This window comes from Embleya sp. NPDC005575 (genome assembly GCF_040605455.1).
Lineage (GTDB): Bacteria > Actinomycetota > Actinomycetes > Streptomycetales > Streptomycetaceae > Embleya.
In genome coordinates, this window is record NZ_JBEXCV010000097.1 from 19,798 (window position 1) to 35,736 (window position 15,939).

At 68.9% G+C, this 15,939-nt stretch carries 10 protein-coding genes and 3 pseudogenes; 11 read left to right on the forward strand and 2 right to left on the reverse strand.

Going from position 1 to position 15,939, the window contains the following annotated elements; genetic code table 11:
* Positions 1–239 precede the first annotated feature (239 nt).
* From ABZS54_RS27745 to ABZS54_RS27780, 8 genes and pseudogenes are all read left to right on the forward strand, one after another.
* A pseudogene (locus ABZS54_RS27745) lies at positions 240–1,049 on the forward strand (ROK family protein); the annotation flags it as partial.
* A 415-nt stretch (positions 1,050–1,464) separates the two neighbouring features.
* Positions 1,465–2,649 (forward strand): inositol-3-phosphate synthase, encoded by a 1,185-nt coding sequence (locus tag ABZS54_RS27750; protein WP_355541692.1) that lies wholly within the window; start codon positions 1,465–1,467, stop codon positions 2,647–2,649.
* Between the two features lie 73 nt (positions 2,650–2,722).
* Positions 2,723–3,658: an SCO3242 family prenyltransferase gene (locus tag ABZS54_RS27755; RefSeq protein ID WP_355541695.1), complete on the forward strand. Its 936-nt coding sequence runs from the start codon at positions 2,723–2,725 to the stop codon at positions 3,656–3,658.
* 179 nt (positions 3,659–3,837) lie between these two features.
* Positions 3,838–4,680, forward strand: coding sequence for a sugar phosphate isomerase/epimerase family protein (locus ABZS54_RS27760; protein ID WP_355541698.1), 843 nt, complete (start codon positions 3,838–3,840; stop codon positions 4,678–4,680).
* A 103-nt stretch (positions 4,681–4,783) separates the two neighbouring features.
* Positions 4,784–5,488 carry an EboA domain-containing protein gene (locus tag ABZS54_RS27765; RefSeq protein ID WP_355541701.1) on the forward strand — a complete coding sequence of 235 codons (705 nt, stop codon included), beginning with the start codon at positions 4,784–4,786 and terminating at the stop codon, positions 5,486–5,488.
* Positions 5,489–5,492: 4 nt separating this feature from the next.
* Positions 5,493–6,428 carry a TatD family hydrolase gene (locus ABZS54_RS27770; RefSeq protein WP_355541704.1) on the forward strand — a complete coding sequence of 312 codons (936 nt, stop codon included), beginning with the start codon at positions 5,493–5,495 and terminating at the stop codon, positions 6,426–6,428.
* Positions 6,425–7,609, forward strand: coding sequence for a metabolite traffic protein EboE (eboE, locus tag ABZS54_RS27775; RefSeq protein ID WP_355541707.1), 1,185 nt, complete (start codon positions 6,425–6,427; stop codon positions 7,607–7,609). The genes ABZS54_RS27770 and eboE overlap by 4 nt, the downstream gene beginning before the upstream one ends.
* Complete coding sequence (locus ABZS54_RS27780) at positions 7,609–9,003, forward strand: nucleotide pyrophosphatase/phosphodiesterase family protein (protein ID WP_355541710.1); 1,395 nt, start codon at positions 7,609–7,611, stop codon at positions 9,001–9,003. Before eboE ends, ABZS54_RS27780 begins: the two co-directional genes overlap by 1 nt.
* Before the next feature lie 84 nt (positions 9,004–9,087).
* Here ABZS54_RS27780 and ABZS54_RS27785 read toward each other — a convergent pair.
* Both ABZS54_RS27785 and ABZS54_RS27790 read right to left on the reverse strand, forming a co-directional pair.
* Positions 9,088–9,420, reverse strand: a pseudogene (locus ABZS54_RS27785) (TIM barrel protein); the annotation flags it as partial.
* Between the two features lie 181 nt (positions 9,421–9,601).
* On the reverse strand, positions 9,602–11,893 hold the full coding sequence (locus ABZS54_RS27790) for an Ig domain-containing protein (RefSeq protein ID WP_355541713.1): 2,292 nt from the start codon (positions 11,891–11,893) through the stop codon (positions 9,602–9,604).
* 835 nt (positions 11,894–12,728) lie between these two features.
* Here ABZS54_RS27790 and ABZS54_RS27795 point away from each other — a divergent pair.
* The 3 genes and pseudogenes from ABZS54_RS27795 to ABZS54_RS27805 form a co-directional block, all read left to right on the forward strand.
* Entirely contained in the window at positions 12,729–14,021 is a 1,293-nt protein-coding gene (locus ABZS54_RS27795) for an extracellular solute-binding protein (RefSeq protein ID WP_355541716.1), read from the forward strand.
* A 59-nt stretch (positions 14,022–14,080) separates the two neighbouring features.
* Positions 14,081–15,019, forward strand: a complete 939-nt coding sequence (locus tag ABZS54_RS27800; RefSeq protein WP_355541719.1) for a sugar ABC transporter permease — start codon at positions 14,081–14,083, stop codon at positions 15,017–15,019.
* Positions 15,020–15,021: 2 nt separating this feature from the next.
* A pseudogene (locus tag ABZS54_RS27805) lies at positions 15,022–15,843 on the forward strand (carbohydrate ABC transporter permease); the annotation flags it as partial.
* Positions 15,844–15,939: the final 96 nt, after the last annotated feature.

Consider the following 15,939-nt stretch of genomic DNA (forward strand, 5'->3'; position numbering starts at 1 on the left):
CGATGGGCGAGAGTCCGCCCCGCAGCGGCAGTTCTGCCAGGGGGCCTTTCGGGCCGGGCGAACCCCCTCCACCGGCGAAGCGCCCGTCCCTCCTGCGCTGTGGGAGGGGCGGCGCCCGGACGGGCGCAGGCGAGGGCGGATATCACGGATGCCTCGGCGGGGACGTCCGCCGGCAGTTCGGGGCTCGCGAGGCTGCCCAACTCCTGTGCGCCCAGGAGGTCGCGGCGGCACTCGTCGACAAACTACGCGAAGTCGACCCGTTTCCCCGGGTACACGGCGTCGGCATCGGCGTACCCGGACCCGTCAGCTTCCGCGAGGGCATGCCGGTGATCCCGCCGATCATGCCCGGGTGGGACCGATTCCCGATCAGGGACGTCGTCGGCCGCCGGCTCGGCTGCCCCGTGCTCGTCGACAACGACGTGAACATCATGGCCCTGGGCGAACTGCATTCCGGCGTGGCCCGATCCATCGACGACTTCCTCCTCATCAAGATCGGCACCGGCATCGGCTGCGGCATCGTCGTCGGCGGTGAGATCTACCGGGGCGTCTCCGGCAGCGCCGGCGACATCGGTCACATTCGACTCGACGACACCGGCCCGATGTGCGTCTGCGGCAACGCCGGTTGCCTGGAGGCGTACTTCTCGGGCGCGGCACTCGCCCGCGAGGCGCGGGCAGCCGCCGATTCGGGCACATCACCGTTCCTCGTCCACCGTCTGGCGGACAACGGAACGCTCACCGGTCGTGACGTCGCCGACGCCGCCGCGGCCGGAGACCCGGCGGCGGTGGCCATCGTCCGGGAAGGCGGCATGCGCGTGGGCCGGGTGATCGCGGCGCTCGTCAGCTTCTTCAATCCGGGGCTGCTCATCATCGGCGGCGGCGTGGCCGGGCTCGGTCACCCGCTGCTCGCCGAGATCCGCAGCGTCGTCTATCGCCAGTCGTTGCCCCTCGCGACCGGCAACCTGCCCATCGTCTTGTCCGAACTCGGCGGCACCGCAGGGGTCATCGGCGCAGCCCGACTCATCAGCGACCACGTGCTGACGGCCCACTGAGCCACGGATGCGGCCGGCCGGCCGGGCGTGTGCGTGCCGAACTCCGCGTGTACACGCGGCCGATAGGCGTCAGGCGCCCCGCGGCGGGGGAGGGTCCAGCAGGTGCGTGGGGACGCGCGGCCACGGCGGCGCTCGCGTCCACGGTCACGGCGGTGCGCATCGCGGGGGGAGCACCGCGGATATTCAGCACGGCGGGTACTCAGCACGGCGGGTACTCGGTACGGCAGTTGCTCCGGACGGCACGTACGTCGCACTTGGACGGCAGCAAGGGACAGGGAGAGTCGATGCCTCGATCGATCGCGTTGTTCGCCGGATGGAGAAGGGATCCCTCGCTCGGCAAGGCGCCTCGGCCCGGCGGCCACCGGGCGACCGATGTCGTTCGCGGTGCGGCAGGCCGCGTTGTCGGGTGGTGCCCGTGAAGTCGGCCGATCGGACCGGCGTGTGGTTGGTGGGCGCCCGCGGCTCGGTGGCCGTGACCACGATGAGCGGGGCGCTCGCGGTCGGTGCCGGTGACGCCCCGCCACTGGGCTGCGTGACGGCCACCGAGCCATTCGAGCGGTGCGCGCTGCCCGCTTTCGCCGACCTGGTGTTCGGTGGTCACGACATCCTCGGTGTACCGCTGAGCGACCGCGCCGCGCGACTCGCCGCCGACGGAGTGTTGCCGCCCGGCCTGCCGGATCTGATCGCGGCCGGACTCGGCAAGGTGGATGCCCGGCTGCGTCCGGGTGTCACCGCCGACGACCCGCGTCCACAGGACGAGCAGATCGCCGCCCTGACCGGTGATCTGACGGAGTTTCGGGAAACGTACGAACTCGCCCGCGTGGTCGTGGTCAATCTCGCGTCCACCGAACCCGTCACGGCTCCACACCCGGCGCACGCCTGCGCCGCGACGCTGCGGGACGCGCTCGCCGCGGGTGAGGACGTCCTGCCCCCCAGCGCGCGCTACGCGTGGGCCGCCGCCCACGCCGGCTGCGCCTTCGTCGACTTCACCCCGTCTGCGGGCGCCCGAATACCGGGTGTGGCCGAGGCGTTCACCTCGTACGGGGTGCCCTTCGCGGGCAGCGACGGCAAGACGGGGGAAACCCTTCTCAAGACCGTCCTCGCCCCGATGTTCGCGCAGCGCGCCCTGCGCGTCACATCGTGGTCGGGGACGAACCTGCTCGGCGGCGGGGACGGCGAGACGCTGTCCCGGCCCGAGCGGGCCGCCGCCAAGATCGACTCCAAGGATCGGGCGCTGCGTTCGCTGCTCGGACACCCGGTGGGCGGAGGAGTCCACATCCACAACGTCCCGGAACTGGGCGAGTGGAAGACCGCCTGGGACCACGTGACGTTCGAGGGCTTCCTCGGAACGCGGATGAACCTGCAATTCACCTGGACCGGCTGTGACTCGGCGCTTGCCGCGCCGCTCGTCCTGGACCTCGCGCGACTCTCGGCGCGCGCCCTCGACGTGGGCTGTGCGGGGCCGCTGCGCGCGCTTGCCTTCTACTTCAAGGACCCGGTGGGAACGGACGTCCACGCGCTCTCGGCACAATACGACGCCCTCGTGTCCTGGGCGCACGAACGCCTGACGGCAAGTCAGGAGGTCGTGGGTGAGGAGTGAGGGCGAACCCTTGCAAAGCGCGGACGCCTCGGGCGCGGATGGGCCGAATCCGAATCCGAATCCGCATCCGGGCGTGGGACGTGGGCGATGGCGGGCGTTCGCGGAGCTGGTCCGGGTCCCGGCCGCGCTGAGCGTCCCGGGCGACGTCCTCGTGGGCGCGGCCGCGTCGGGAGGGCTGCTCCGAGGTCGGGAGGCGGCGCTGCCGGTGGCGTCGGTGTGCCTGTACTGGGCCGGCATGGCGCTGAACGACTACGCCGACCGGGATCTCGACGCCAAGGAACGGCCCGACCGGCCGATCCCCTCGGGCCGGATCAGTCCCGACGAGGCGCTGGCCACGGCCGCGGGTCTGACGGCCGCCGGGATGACCATCGGCGCCTGGGCGGGCGGTCGCCGGCGACTTCCGGCGGTCCTCGGCCTCGCCGGGGCGGTGTGGACCTATGACCTGGTCCTGAAGGGCACACCGGCTGCCCCCATGGGCATGGCACTCGCCCGCGGCCTGGACGTGATGGTCGGCGCACGACCCGGGCGAGCGGGCGGACTCACGTATGCCGCCGGGTACGCGGGCGTCGTGGCCCTGCACACGTACGGCGTGACCGCGCTCAGCCGTCACGAAGAACACGGCACGACTGCGGGCCCGCCGGTCGTGGCCCTGGCAACGGCTGTGGCAACCACGGTCGCGGCGGGGGTTGTGGGACGCGGCCGGCCGGCGGGATGGAGCACCCGGGGTCGCCTGGGCAGCCGAGGAGGTGCGGGATGGGACCGGGTGGGGGAGTCGGTATCCGGTGCGGGGCTCGTGAGCTATCTGGCCGCCTACGGCCGGCCGTTGGTACGGGCGATCGCCGATCCTCGGGCGGGCAGGATCCGCGCGGCCGTCGGCGGTGGTGTGCTCGCCCTGTTGCCCCTCCAGGCCGCAGTGCTGTCCCGGCTCGGCCGACCACGTGCCGCGCTCGTCCTGTCCGCCGCGTGGCCGGGCGCCCGAGCACTCGCGCGGGTCGTGTCGCCGACATGAGGGCCGCGCTCGACGCGCCCGCGCTTTCCGGTCGCGCGCCGCCGGGCGTTTCCCACCTCTCGGCAGCGCGCGTTCCCCGTATTTCTCGTATTCCTCGCATTTCTCGTATACATCGCACTTCACGCACTTCACGCACTTGTCGAACTTCTCGCGCTTCTCGCACTGGAGGTGACGTTTTCGTGAGGCTCGCCTACGGCACCAACGGCTTCGCCGATCATCGGATCGGCGACGTACTCTCGATCCTGGCCGACCTCGGCTATGACGGTGTCGCACTGACGCTCGACCACCACCACCTCGATCCGTACGCCGACGACCTGTCCACACGCGTCGCGGATGTGGCCACACGGCTCGACCGACTCGGGCTCGCCGTCGTCGTCGAGACCGGCGCCCGCTACGTTCTCGACCCCTGGCGCAAGCATCGACCGACCCTGCTGTGCGCCGACGACGCCGAACGCCGGGTGGACCTGTTGGAACGCGCCGTCCGGATCGCGGCCGAACTCGGGGCATCCGTCGTGTCGTTCTGGAGCGGCACCGCCCCCGACGACACCGATCCCGCAGTCTGCTGGAATCGTCTCGTATCCGGCTGCGCGCGCGTTCTGGCCGAAGCGGACATCCGAGGTGTCACACTCGGTTTCGAGCCCGAACCCGGAATGCTCGTCGACACGCTCGACCGCTACGACGAACTGTGGCGGCGCCTCGGCCGGCCCGAACACCTGGGCCCGACCCTCGACATCGGGCATTGCCGCTGCCTGGAACCGCTGCCCGTGCCCGACTGCGTGCGGCGCGTCGGGTCGCGCCTGGTCAACGTCCAGATCGAGGACATGCGACGTGGCGTCCACGAGCACCTGGAATTCGGTCAGGGCGAGATCGACTTCCCCCCGGTCGTGGCGGCGTTGACCGAGGTCGGCTACGACGGGCTCGTCGGCGTCGAACTCCCACGCCACAGCCACGCGGCCACCGAGACCGCCCGGCGATCGATCGACTTCCTACGTGCTGCCGAGAAGGAGGCCGAGGGTGCCTGACCATCAAACGGTCGAAGCGCAAGCGGCGATACCGGGTTCCCCGCCGGCGCCGCCCGGGCAGGGGGCGCCCGCAGGAGGGCCACCCGATCCCGACATTGCCGAGTTGCGCGTCGTCTTCGCCCGCGCGGTCGGGCCCGATCGGCGCGACTGGCCCGTCGAAGCGGCGGCGGAACCCGTCCACCTGGCCACCGCGTTCGCGTCCGCCGGGCGGCTCTGCGGCCGGGCACCGCTCGCCGAACTCCCGGGCTGGACCTGTGACGACGCGGCTCGGGTGCTGCTTCTGTACGCCGTGTCCGCGGCGGCCGTACGCGAATCCGAAGTGCACGCGGACGACGGCCGCACCCACCCGGCGAGAGGTGACCTGCCGGCGCTCGTGCGCTCTCTGTACGAGCGAGGCGACGCCCGGGAGCGACGGGCGATACTCCGCGCTCTGCCCTACCTGCCGCGTTCGCCGCACCCGCCCGGGCCGAACGCGCGAACCCGCCCCGACGACCCGCACGCGCACCTGTCCCGCCTCCTCGTCGAGGACGCGCTGCGCACCAACGACCACCACCTCGTCGCCGCCGCGATGGGCCCGTGCGGGTACCGGGCGCTCGCAGCCGAGGCATGGCGCCACGGCGTCCTCAAGTGCGTCTTCCTCGGCCTGCCGCTGGGCCCGACCGTCACCGGGCTCGACGACCGCGCGGACACCGAACTCGCCCGCATGCTGGCCGACTTCGCCCGCGAGCGAGTCGCAGCCGGGCGCCCGGTCCCCGCCGATATCGCCCCCATCACCTCCCGCTTCACGTCGACGACCGAGGAGTACTGATCCGATGCGTATCTTCGACCCGCACATCCACATGACCTCCCGGACCACCGACGACTACCGCTCCCTGCGCGACGCAGGCGTGCTCGCGCTCGTGGAACCGGCGTTCTGGCTCGGCCAACCGCGGACCGCCGTCTCGACGTTCACGGACTACTTCGACGCGCTCCTTGGGTGGGAGCGCTTCCGGGCCGCCCAGTACGACATCGAGCACCACTGCACGATCGCGCTCAACCCGAAGGAGGCCAACGACCCGCGCTGCACACCCGTACTCGACGTGCTGCCGGGCTACCTCGCCAAGGATCGCGTCGTCGCCGTCGGTGAGATCGGCTTCGATTCGATGACCGACGCCGAGGAACACGCGTTCAGGCACCAACTGGCCCTCGCCGTCGAGTTCGACCTGCCCGCCCTCGTGCACACCCCGCACCGGGACAAGGCCGCCGGCGTCCGCCACACCCTCGACCTCGTCCGTGACAGCGGCATCGACCCGGGCCGCGTCCTGGTCGACCACCTCAACGAGACCACCGTCGAGCTGGTCGCCGATACCGGTTGTTGGATGGGTTTCTCCGTCTATCCCGACACCAAGATGACCCCCGAACGCACCGTCGACGTCCTGCGCGACCTCGGTACGGAACGCGTGGTGGTCAACTCGGCGGCGGACTGGGGCCACAGCGACCCGCTGTCCACCCTCCACACCGGGCGGGCCATGCTCGCCGCAGGTTGGCGCGAGGACGACGTCGACCTCGTCCTGTGGCGCAACCCCGTCGCGTTCTACGCCCAGAGCGGCCGCCTCGAACTGCCCACCGAATCCCTTGACTTCGCAGCGGATCCGACCGATCCGACGTCCCTGAAGGACCCGACGCCCCCGAGGCGGGACCCGACGCGCTTACCCGGCCCGAGTGCCACCTTCGAGGGCAACTCCATCCTGCGCGGGGCTCGCGCATGAGGTTCCGTCACCCGGACGGCACCCTCGTGCACACCGCCTACTGCACCAACGTCCACGCCGCCGAAGATTTGGCCGGCGTTCTCCAGCAACTCACCGTCTACTGCGAGCCGATCCGTGAGCGCCTCGACGTCGCCACGCTGGGCGTCGGCCTGTGGCTCGCGCGTCCGGTCGCGACCGCTCTCGTCGAGGACCCCGCGGCCGTCGACCGGCTCCGCCGCGCACTCGCGGAACACGGCCTCGAAGTGGTCACCCTCAACGCGTTTCCGTACGCGGGGTTTCATCACGAGGTCGTCAAGAAGGCCGTGTACAGCCCCGATTGGGCCGATCCCGCGCGCCTGGAGTACACGCTCGACTGTGCCCGACTCCTCGCCCGCCTACTTCCCGACGACGCCGCGCGCGGAAGCGTTTCCACGCTCCCGCTCGCGTGGCGCGAGCCCTGGCCGGTCGAGCGCGCGGACGCCGCACGCCGCGCACTCGACGACCTGGCCGCGGGCCTCGAACGGATCGAAGCCGATCACGGGCGCCGCGTCCGGGTCGGCCTCGAACCCGAACCCGGCTGTGTCCTGGAGAGCACCGACCAAGCGGCGGCGGCACTGCGCGGCACCGATCCCGACCGGATCGGCGTCTGCTTCGACACCTGCCATCTGGCCGTCGGATTCGAGGATCCCGCCGCCGCGCTGGACAGGTTGGCCGCTGCCGCGATCCCCGTTGTCAAGGCGCAGGCGGCGTGTGCCCTGCACGCCGAGGACCCGCACACGCAGGCGACCGCGGAAGCCCTGCGCGCCTACGCCGAACCGCGCTTCCTCCACCAGACCCGTGAGGTGAGGGCGACCGCGCACGAGAACCCGCTCGCCGTCGACGACCTGTCGGACGCCCTCGCCGGCGGCCTGCCCGGCCTACGGCCGTGGCGCATCCACTACCACCTGCCCCTGCACGGCGTCCCGCCCGCCCCGCTCACCGCCACCCACGACGTGCTCGACCGGGCGATCGAGGGCCTGTTCGGCGGCCCCGTCGCGCGCACCGATCACGTCGAAGTCGAGACGTATACGTGGCCCGTCCTCGACCGCGACGGGCCACCCGCACGGGACACCCTCGTCGCGGGCATCACCGCCGAACTCGACCGGCTCCGCGCCGGCTTGCTCGATCTGGGCCTGAAGTCGGCCGACCAGGAAGGAATCTGATGCCCCGCCTGCTCGTTCTCGACGTCGTCGGACTCACCCCCCGCCTGATCGCCGACATGCCCAACCTGCGCGCCCTCGCCGATGTCGGATTCCAGGCCCGCCTGGACACGGTGCTCCCGGCCGTCACGTGCTCCGTGCAATCCACCTTCCTCACCGGGTCCCTCCCGCGCGAACACGGAATCGTCGGCAACGGCTGGTACTTCCGCGACCTCGGCGAGGTCTTCCTGTGGCGCCAGCACAACCGCCTGGTGCACGGCGAGAAGATTTGGGAGGCCGCCCGTCGGGAGCGACCCGGCTACACGGTGGCCAACATGGGCTGGTGGTATGCCATGGGCGCCGACGTCGACTGGACGCTGACGCCCCGTCCGATCTACTACTCCGACGGCCGCAAGGAGCCCGACTGCTACACCGATCCGCCCGAACTGCACGACGAACTCACGGCAGCCCTCGGCACGTTCCCACTCTTCGACTACTGGGGGCCGACGGCCTCGATCCGCTCGTCCCAATGGATCGTCGACGCCACGCGGCATGTCCTGACACGGTACGGGCCCGACCTCACCCTCGCCTACCTCCCGCATCTGGACTACGACCTCCAGCGCTACGGTCCCGACTCACCCCAAGCGCGCGAGGCCGCGCGTGCCATGGACACGGCGGTGGGGCCGCTGCTTCGGTACGCCCGCGACCACGCGTATACCGTCGTCGTGCTCAGCGAGTACGGCATCACCCGCGCGAGCCGGCCCGTCGACATCAATCGCATGCTGCGCGGTGAGGGCCTGTTGCGGGTGCATACCCAGGCCGGCATGGAATACCTGGATCCGTGGACCTCCCGCGCGTTCGCCGTGGCCGACCACCAGATCGCCCACGTGTACGTGCCCGATCCCGCCGACCATGCGCATGTGGCCGCTCTGCTCGCCAAGCTGCCGGGCGTGGCCGAGGTCCTGGACGAGGACGGCCGACACGAACACGGGCTCGACCACGAGCGCGCGGGCGACCTCGTTGCGATCGCCGACCCGGAGGCCTGGTTCACCTACTACTACTGGCTCGACGATGCGCACGCCCCCGACTTCGCCCGTCAGGTCGAGATCCACCGCAAACCCGGCTACGACCCGGCGGAACTGTTCTGGGACCCGAGCGACCGCGCGGTCAAGGTCAAGGCGGGCATCGCGCTCGCCCGCAAGAAGCTCGGCCTGCGCTATCGCATGTCGGTCGTCCCGCTCGACCCGTCGCCCGTGCGTGGCACCCATGGACGGCTGCCCGCCGACCCGGACGACGGCCCGATCCTGCTGTGCGACGACCCGGCGGCCCGGTGGCACCTTCCCGGCGCGTCGTCGATACACGCCACGGAGGTAAAGCGTTTCCTGCTCGACCTCGGCGCGGACCGAAAGCCCGCGTGAAAACCTCGCCCTACCCGCCGGCGGCGGGTAGGGCGAGGTGGTGGGGGTGGCGCCACGGCGACCACAACGTCACGGCTCACGGCGTCAGTTGCTCGAACCGTCGCCGAAGGCCGCGTCGAAGGATGCCTCGGGCGGACGAATGTCGTTGAGGCGGCGAACGAAGCCGAGCGCCTCGGGCGCACCGAGGAGCCGGTCCATGCCGGCGTCCTCCCACTCGACCGAGATCGGCCCGTCGTAGCCGATGGCGTTCAGAGCGCGGAAGCAGTCCTCCCAAGGCACATCGCCGTGGCCGGTGGAGACGAAGTCCCAACCGCGTCGCGGATCCGCCCACGGCAGGTGAGAGGACAATCGTCCGCGGCGACCATCGCCGCACCGAACGCGGGTGTCCTTGCAGTCGACATGGTAGATACGGTCGCGGACGAAGAGAACAAAGCTCAGTCCAAGGCGCTGGGTGAGGGGTGGACGTGATGTGCGGCGCCGATGTCACAGCGCGCGGTGGCTCGGTACGGGCGTGGTGGTCGACGATCGCCGGCAACCGCCGTGAGATGGCAGCCTTTCGCGTTTGCGGTGGATCACCGACAGCGAAGCACCAACACGACTACCTCGGCGTGGTCCTCACCCGGTAGGTGATCTTGGCGTCCGCGATGTCCCCACCGTTGCGGGCGGTGATGGTGAACTTGCTGGTGCCCTTGGCGCGGGGCACGCCCGTGATGCCGCCGGTGTCCTTGTTGAGGGTGAGTCCGGAGGGAAGACTGCCGGATGTGACTTCGTAACGGACCGTCTGCGGCGTGCTCGAGGTCACCTTGAACGCGTACAGGACATCGAGCCGGGCATCGGGCGGCTCGGGTGTGACGAAGCCCGGCGTCGGCGCCTCGACCCGCTGCGGCTCACCGATCGGCTGACCGGACGAGTCCAGCTGCTGCAGCGACCATTGCTGATGCGGCGTCACCTCGGTCAAGTGCCAGTACGTGTTCGGGTCGCCCAACTGCTTCTTCTGTTCGACCGTGAACGCGCCGACGCCGCGGGCGGACTCCCACGTCTTGACCGCTTGCAGCAACGCGGCGGTGTTCGCTCCGGATGCGAGACTTCCCACGCTGGTCTCGAAGTTGATGCCGGCGTTCAGGGACGCCGCGCGCGCCATGGTGACTTCGATCTTCTGAAGGCTGTCGTTGCCGGAGAACCCCTGCTGCCCCATCATTGCGGGCAGACAGTTGACGCGGTAGAACGTGTTGCTGCGGAGGATCTGGGCGTAGTCCGTCCTGCCGATCTCGCCCCAACTGGCCCGGGACTGGGCGTCCCAGGTGTTGGACGAGAGATTGCTGCATTCGGTGACGAACTCCTGGGAGGCGAGCTGCCGGTGGACGCCGTTGACCAGATGAGCGAAGCCGTAGCCGCCCCAGCCCGTGTAGCCCGCCGATTCCAACCCGTCGTAGGACGTGGCCCGGATGCCGGTGTCGTTGTAGGCGGTGGCCAGCCGGGTGGCTATCTCGTCGATGATCGGCAGGCCGCCCATCGCGCCGCCGTAGCCGTTCTGGATGAGCCGGCTGACCCGGGTGCCGGCCGGACAGGACTGCGCGGTCGATCCCCACTGGGCCCGCGCCAGGTTGCCCACCCGCCACTCGGTGTCGCCGACCTTGGTGACGGTGCCGTAGGTGATGAACTCGTCGCCGATCCTCAGCCGTTGGCCGTCGACGCCGGGTCCCAGTGGGCGGTCGGAGTCCACGTACAGCGTGGTGTCGGACGAGCCGAGCGGCCGGGTCAGTCCGACACTTCCTCCCACGGACAGCCGCGCGTCGGCCGGGGCCTTCACATACGGATCGTGGGCGTCGATGAAGTTGGACAGGGTGTGCACGCCGACCTCGATGCCCTCCTTCGCGGCAGCGGCCACCAACTGGGCCGCTGCCGCGTCGGATCCGCCGAACGCGCCGTTGAACCGGTAGTGCCCGTGCGACACCCAGGGCCCGTCGCCGGCGATGGCGTAGATGTTCCTGACCCCGGCCTGCCGGGCGTACCGGCCGGCAGCGGTGACGTTGCTCGTATCGAGATCGTGGACCCAGAAGTGGGACTGCGAAGTGCGCTGGGCCGCCTTCTGCCACTGGCCGTCGAGGGTCGGGTAGGCCTGGCCGTGCTCCTGGGCGATCTGACTCAGCACGGTGAGCGACAGATCCGGCGCACTGCCGAACAGCGCGATCTTCGACCCGACGATCCGACCTTCCGGCCCGGGCAGCGGTCCGAGCGGGATCTCGTACCCATTGGTGCGCTGCCGGACCCGTTCCCGGCTGTAGTCGTAGGTGGTGGCGCGCAGCACGCTGCCCCACTTCGTCTTCGCCGCGACATTGCTCGCCAGCCACTCGTCCTTCTCGCCGGTCTGCAGGCCGTACGGATTCCAGACGAGGTCCGGGCCGAACCCGTAGGCGAGGTGCTCGTTCGGCCACCCGCCCACGGTCTTGTCGTTGAGCGGGCGAACCCCCACGACGACATCGTTGTCGCCGACCATACCGACGGTCTCACCGATCGTCTGGGTGATCTTCGTCGGCAGCGGCCCCCAGAGCAATGTCTGCACATCAACACCCGGGGCCGCGGTCAAGCCGGTCACCTCGAGTGTGGAGTATGTCGGAAAACTGACGACCTTGACTTCGATCGTCACCTTCTCGCCGGCGAACACCAGCACTCGCCGGTCACGCGGCGAGACCCTCACCTTGGTAGGAACCTCTTGTCGGCCATCGGCCACCACACTGACCAGCGGCACCGAAATGCCGGCCGCCAGATGGTCGGTGCCGCTGCGCAGATCCATCAGGCTGTTCACCCGACCACAGCCGTCGATGCCCACCGACAGGAAGCCCGCGATGATCCGATGCGACTGGGACGCCCCATCAGTGGTTGCCTGCACCGCCTGAGCGGGGGAGGCCGTAAGCCCCATCGTCCCCACCGTTGCGATCGAACTCAGGCCACTGACGATCAGAAATTGGCGCCTGTCCATATTTCCTCCTCGGTGAAGCGAATCTCGACGAAGCGTGTATGTGCTGATCGTTCGTGCCGGAACTGCATGGGGTCGAAGTCCCGCGCCGAGGGACGACAGAGGGTGTCCCCCACATAGTTCGTACTCTTCGAAGGAGTACGAGCAGACGAGAAGCGTCCAGCCGACGCTCCCGCAGCTACGTGAAATACCTTGACTCTTCCAGGAAGATGCCCAGCGCAAGTGCGATCCAGCGTGCAGCCGACCGACGAGCGAGTCAAGACTTAGTTCGGATCTATCTGAGTTCGGGTGTAGCCGCTTCGCCGAGGTCCGAGACCGGTCGGCCGGCGGCCGCGAGCGCCACATCTCTGTTCCGGGAGAGATGCGGCGAGGCCGCACAGCAGTCGGTGCGCGCTGCCGGGGCGCGACGACGCGGGCGTTCGAGCGGGCGTTCGCGTGGATCGGTGCCGGTTCGGCGCCGCCAGCCAAACTCCAACCCACCCCGATGTATCGCATCTATGAGGCATAGATGATGGGATAGTTGAGTCTTATCCCTTGACACTGTCGCGGGCGGACTTCGATACTCGAAGGCCTTCGGACTCAGAGCGCTTTCGGTCGGTCGCCACCGGGCGCAGGAGGACTCTCAGAAGAGTCGGAACCATGGGACGGATGTGGCGGACGGTTGGGATCGGGCCCCATCTCGGCATCGTAACGACACAGACATCGGCACACCACCGCCTCCGACATCGACGGGCAGAGGAAGAGACACATGACAAGCAACGCGAAACTCCTGGGGGCCGCAGCCCTCGCCGGTGCGCTCGTACTGACCGGATGCACGGCCGGTAGCACCAGTGGGAATGCGTCATCGGGCGACAAGCGCACCCTGACCTTCCTCACCTTCGAAACACCCAACCTCGACGCGAGATATTGGGATGCGGCGATAGCCCGTGCCTCGGCGAAGGTACCCGGGGTGACCATCAAGAAGCTCGTGGCACCCAGCTCCGACCGCACCGGGTACGCGAAGCAGTTGGACAGTACGGGCCAGTTCCCGGACATCATGATCGGCCTGAACCCTGCCGGATTCGCCCAGGCCGGCAAGTTGGCGGAATGGTCGGACACCGACCTCGCGAAGTACGCCCAGCCCCGTGCCAACACGTACGGCGGGAAAGTCTACCAACTGCCCTATGCCACCCAGACGACGCTCGTCTACTACAACAAGAGCGATTTCGCCGAAGCCGGTATCGATGCCCCGCCTCGTACCTACGCCGAGCTTCTCGACGACAGTGCCAAGTTGAAGGCGAAGGGAAAGAATCCGTTCGTGGTCGGCGGTGGCGGCAAGGACTCCTGGGCCGACATGTTCCCGTTGATATGCACCGTGGCCGGTGAGGTCTACAAGGAGACGCCGGACTGGCTTGCACAACGCACCGCGGGCAAAGTCAAGTTCACCGACAAGGCTTTCGTGGCGGCCGCCCAAAAGGTCGCCGATCTGGCGGGCAAGGGCTACATCGACCGGGCGGGGCTGTCACGCTCCTACGCGGACACCGAGCAGGCCTTCCGCGACGGCAAGGGCGCGATGTACCCGATGGGCAGCTGGTTCTCCGCCTCCGCCGACACGAAGAAGCCGAGCTTCGACACGGGTGTGTTCGCGTGGCCCACCGACCAGGGATCGTCGGCGCTTCCGAGCGCCACGGGCGGCGGGATGACGGTGAGCTCCAAGGCGCCCGACGTGGAACTCGCCAAGAAGTGGGCGAAGGCTTTCATGGAAGACGAGGAGAACCTCAACGCCGGCGTCAAGGCCGACGGGCTCATCATCGACATCAAGGGCTACACGGCTCCGAACGACATGGGACCTGTCTACAAGGAGACCGTGGCGGCGTATCGGCAGGCCCAGACGGCCCATGGAATCGTCAACTCGTTCTCCCAGGAGACCGGCGACGGTTCCTTGCCGCCGGGTCTGGCCGACAAGGCCGCGGCAGGCGTTCAGGACCTCCTCAGTGGTCGCATGACAGCCTCGCAATTCGGTACCTACATGGATGAGCAATGGGACAAGGCCACTCGGTAATGCGTATCCGTACCCTCACCCGTCCGGCACGTTTCCCTGCCACGCTCGAAGATTCGGGCATGGCAGGTGAGGGGCCGCCGACCACTGTGCCGAAGCGGCCGGCGCATCGGTCCCGGGGGGCGCGCTCGCGAGACCGACTGAGCCGCTTCACCCTCTTCGCGGCGCCGGGTCTGCTGGTCTACCTGGCTCTTGTGCTCGTGCCCGTCTGCATCACGATCGGCTACAGCTTCACCAACAAGAACCCTTTCAATCCACCGACCCGGTGGGTGGGCACGGACAACCTGACGAGCCTGGCCTCGGACGACGAATTCCTCACAGCGCTGGGGAACACCGTCCTCGTCACCGTGATCGTGACCATCGCCACGAACGCGGGTGGGCTTGCGATCGCCCTGCTCCTCGATCGACGCGGTTGGCTGTACAACATGCTCCGCAGCGTGTTCTTCGTCCCGGTCGTGCTCAGCGCTGTGGTGGTCAGCGTCATCTGGCAGGCGATTCTCGTCGACGACGGCCTGCTCAATTCCATGCTGCGTCAACTGGGGACAAGTGATCCGCCGGGATGGCTCTCCGACCCGGATCTCGCCCTCTACACGGTCTCGTGGGTCATCGCCTGGCAAGGGCTCGGATTTTGCGTGGTCATCTATCTGGCGGGACTTCAGGGCATCCCGCAGGAGTTGCAGGAGGCGGCATCGATCGACGGCTGCGGACCAGTGATGCGGTTCCGTCATGTGACCTGGCCGATGCTGGCGCCCGCCGTCACCATCAATACGGTCATGTCGTTGATCGGCGGGTTCAAGGCATACGACCAGGTCCAGGTCCTCACCAACGGCGGCCCCGGCCCGGGCACCACGTCCACCCTCGCTTTCGAGGTGGTCCAGACCGCGTTCAACGGCAACCACATCGGCTACGCCGCCGCGATGGCCGTGGCGATGCTGGCCCTGGTAGCGGTGGTGTCGGTGATCGCGCTCGGCCTGTTGCAGAAACGCGAGGTGTCTTCCTGATCATGAACAAACCCAGGGCTTGGCTTCGTCCGGCTGCCGCGCTGCTCGCAGGCATCCTGTTCTTCCTGCCGATCTACCTCGTGCTGGTCAATGTCTTCAAGGACGGTTCGGCGATCGTGTCGAACCCGGTGGGTCTCCCGGTCCCGCCGACCCTGGACAACATCCAGAGCGTGCTGTCCCGACCGGACCATCTCTTCTGGTACGGATTGATGAACAGCACGGAGGTCACCGTGATCTCCATCCTCATCGTCACCGCGATCTCCGCCATGCTCGGCCACTACCTGGCCCGGTCCAACGGTGTCCTGGCCAAGGTCGCCATGGTCGCGCTGCTCTGCGGCCTCATGGTGCCGCCGGCGGTCATCCTCACCCCGATCACCGAAGTGCTCAGGACGCTCGGCCTCATGAGCACCGTGCCCGGTCTGGTCCTGGCGTACGTCGGCTACTACATGCCGTTCGGAGTCTTCGTCTTCGCCGGATTCGCCAAAACGATCCCCCGTGAAATCGAGGAGGCGGCGGCCATCGACGGGGCCGGTGCGTTCCGTGCCTTCTGGCAGGTGGTCTTTCCCCTGATGCGACCGGCGTCGTCCAGCGTGCTGATCTTCCTCGGCGTCTGGATCTGGAACGACTTCCTCAACCCGCTGATCATCCTGGGTCCGGCGACCGGGACCACGGTGACCGTCGGCATCTATCGCGCCATCGGCGAACACCAGGCGGACTACGGCACGGTCTTCGCCCTCATGTTCCTGGCGACGCTGCCCATCCTGGTGTTCTTCCTGGTCTTCCAGAAGCAGTTCGTCAAAGGCCTCACCGGTGGAGCGACGAAGGCCGTCCTCTTCATGGTCTCGGCACTCGCCGCCTACACCCGCCCAGCCACCGGCAGCCTGATCAACGCCGACATCGCCAACTGGGGCACCCTCACC

Coding starts and splice junctions, on each gene's coding strand:
- ABZS54_RS27795 (WP_355541716.1), top strand. CDS start 12,729: ATGACAAGCAACGCGAAACTCCTGGGGGCCGCAGCCCTCGCCGGTGCG.
- ABZS54_RS27770 (WP_355541704.1), top strand. CDS start 5,493: ATGCGTATCTTCGACCCGCACATCCACATGACCTCCCGGACCACCGAC.
- ABZS54_RS27780 (WP_355541710.1), top strand. CDS start 7,609: ATGCCCCGCCTGCTCGTTCTCGACGTCGTCGGACTCACCCCCCGCCTG.
- eboE (WP_355541707.1), top strand. CDS start 6,425: ATGAGGTTCCGTCACCCGGACGGCACCCTCGTGCACACCGCCTACTGC.
- ABZS54_RS27800 (WP_355541719.1), top strand. CDS start 14,081: ATGGCAGGTGAGGGGCCGCCGACCACTGTGCCGAAGCGGCCGGCGCAT.